The organism is Blautia sp. ZXY-1-B12 (assembly GCF_056339915.1).
The window spans coordinates 1-2,475 of the sequence record NZ_JBWJVP010000157.1; the positions used below are offsets into that span (position 1 = coordinate 1).

General features: G+C 44.4%; 4 protein-coding genes. All 4 read left to right on the plus strand.

The window, feature by feature from the left end; all coding sequences use genetic code 11:
• Nucleotides 1–235, plus strand: a 235-nt coding sequence (locus tag AC075L_RS08065) for a S1 RNA-binding domain-containing protein (RefSeq protein WP_476387515.1), incomplete at its 5' end; no start/stop codon positions are given.
• A gap of 112 nt (nucleotides 236–347) precedes the next feature.
• Nucleotides 348–1,121 carry a CpsB/CapC family capsule biosynthesis tyrosine phosphatase gene (locus tag AC075L_RS08070; RefSeq protein ID WP_476387516.1) on the plus strand — a complete coding sequence of 258 codons (774 nt, stop codon included), beginning with the start codon at nucleotides 348–350 and terminating at the stop codon, nucleotides 1,119–1,121.
• An 87-nt stretch (nucleotides 1,122–1,208) separates the two neighbouring features.
• Nucleotides 1,209–1,952 carry a YveK family protein gene (locus AC075L_RS08075; protein ID WP_368255856.1) on the plus strand — a complete coding sequence of 248 codons (744 nt, stop codon included), beginning with the start codon at nucleotides 1,209–1,211 and terminating at the stop codon, nucleotides 1,950–1,952.
• 3 nt (nucleotides 1,953–1,955) lie between these two features.
• Nucleotides 1,956–2,475: CpsD/CapB family tyrosine-protein kinase (locus tag AC075L_RS08080; RefSeq protein ID WP_476387517.1), on the plus strand; the 520-nt coding region annotated here is incomplete at its 3' end.

The window sequence follows — 2,475 nt, forward strand, 5'->3', positions numbered from 1 at the left end:
AGGTAAAGTTGCACGTATGACAGACTTCGGTGCATTCGTAGAGCTTGCACCTGGTGTAGATGCACTTCTTCACGTATCCCAGATTTCCAGAGAGCACGTTGCCAAACCTGCAGATGTACTGTCAATCGGACAGGAGATCGAAGCTAAGGTTGTTGACTTCAACGGCGAAGACAAGAAGATCAGCCTGAGCATGAAAGCTCTTGAAGCACCGGCTGAGGAAGCTACAGAAGAATAATTTATCATAATCATGATGTTCAGACACCGTCCCTGTATAAGGTTATATAGGGACGGTGTTTTTGCAGTTATGTTTTGCAGTTATTTGCAATAAAGGGAGATGAAAGGGAAATATGACAGACCACGGTTTATTTGATATCCACTGCCACCTGATTCCGGGAGTGGACGACGGAGCACAGGACCTGGAGGAAACCTGCAGACTGCTCCGCATGGAATATGAACAGGGAGTTAGAAACATTATCGCAACCCCTCATTACAGAGATCAGATGTTTGATACACCCATCCACACCATCCGCAGCCAGTTCACTCTGGTGGAGAAATGCGTACAGGAATTCAATCAGGAGCTTGCTAAGGAAGACAGAATGAGAATATACCTGGGCTGTGAATTCCATGCAAATATGCAGATGAGCAGAATGCTGGATGAGGGAAGAGTCAGTACAATGGCAGATTCCGGTTATGTTCTGGTAGAATTCTCAGGAAATGCAGAATACAGCTACATAGAAGACCGCCTCCGCAGCCTTATCATCGTAGGCTACCGCCCCATCATCGCACATGTAGAACGCTGCGACAACCTCTGGGGTGATCTGGAACTGATCAGGGACCTTGCACAGATGGGCGCCTATATGCAGGTAAATGCAGACAGCATTCTGGGAAAAAGCGGATTTTATACAAAAAGATTCTGCAGGAAGCTGATGAAAGGAGACCTCCTTCACTTCGTAGGCTCTGACTGCCACGACAGTCGGTACAGGATCTGTCGCACAGGAGAAGCATACAAAAAAGTCATCAGTAAAATGGGACAGGAATATGCTGACAAAATTTTTATTGAAAATCCTTCCGCAATTGTAAAAAATGGGGAAAACAGAAGAAAATTTGTCAAATATACTTGAAGAATGTCAGAAATCATATTACAATTTATAAAGTACGGACCGGCCTGTAACTCCGGTTTGATCATATAAGGAAGGAGAACCAAGAATTTGATAAAAGAGGCAAAGAATACCCGGGAAAATCCTGCGCAGCCTGTGGTCACTGAGACGATCATACAGCAGGAAGACACCATAGACCTTGTGGAACTTTTCTGGGTACTGGTCAATCATTGGAAAATTATCCTGCTTACCATGCTGATCACAGCAATGCTTGCAGGTGTCTATTATCTGGTGGGAGTGAAACCATCTTATCAGGCGGACGCATCCATTTTTATCACAAACAATGAATCCGTGATCACAGTTTCTGACCTGCAGCTGAGTTCAGAGCTTACAGAGGACTATGCGAAGATTATCAAGAGCCGTAATGTTCTCAAACAGGTCATCAAAGAGCTGGATCTGGATCTGGATTACAGAGGACTCAGTAAACTGGTCAGTGTAACGAATCCGGACAATTCCCATATTATTACCATCACAGTTACCTGCGGTGACGTGGAACTGTGCAGAGATATTGCAAACAGTCTGATGAATATCGGACTGGACCGTATTTACCAGGTGGTAGGAAGCAGCGAACCTACAGTTATCGATTACTCAGAGGCAGAGGCAGTGGATGAGATCACTCCTGCACTGACAAAATATCTGGCGATTGGACTTCTGCTGGGACTTATCGCAGCCTGTGGACTGATCTGCGTACGTTACATGACAGACACTACATTAAAGACAGAGGATGATCTGAAGAGATATCTGGATATCCCGGTACTTAGTGTGATTCCTTATTACGAAGAGAAGAAAGAGTAGAAGATGGACAGAGAAGATAACAATATTGAATCCCTGTTTCAGGATCTTGTGAAAGAATCCGGATATACGGGAAGACAGACAGAGGTAATACATCCACATGTATCAGATGTATCTTTCCGCGTAAACGAGGCCATCAATGTTCTGCGTGGAAACATCCAGTTAAGTGGAAGCAATATTAAAACAATAGCTGTAACAAGCTCCGTTGCTAATGAGGGTAAATCATCAATAGCCTTCCGCCTGGCAAAGAGCATGGCAGGGCTTGAGAAGAGGATCCTCTTTATAGACTGCGATATCCGTAATTCTACCATACAGAACAGATATGATATTGTAGGCGAGAAGAAGGGATTAAGCGAATACCTGTGCGGAAATATCAGCAAAGAGAAGATCATCTACCGCACAGATGACAAATACCTTGACATGATCTTTACAGGTGCAGTGGCACCAAACCCAAGTGAGCTGGTATCAGGTCCGCTATTTGCAGAGTTGATGGAATTCGTGCGAAGCGTTTATGATTATGTGATCG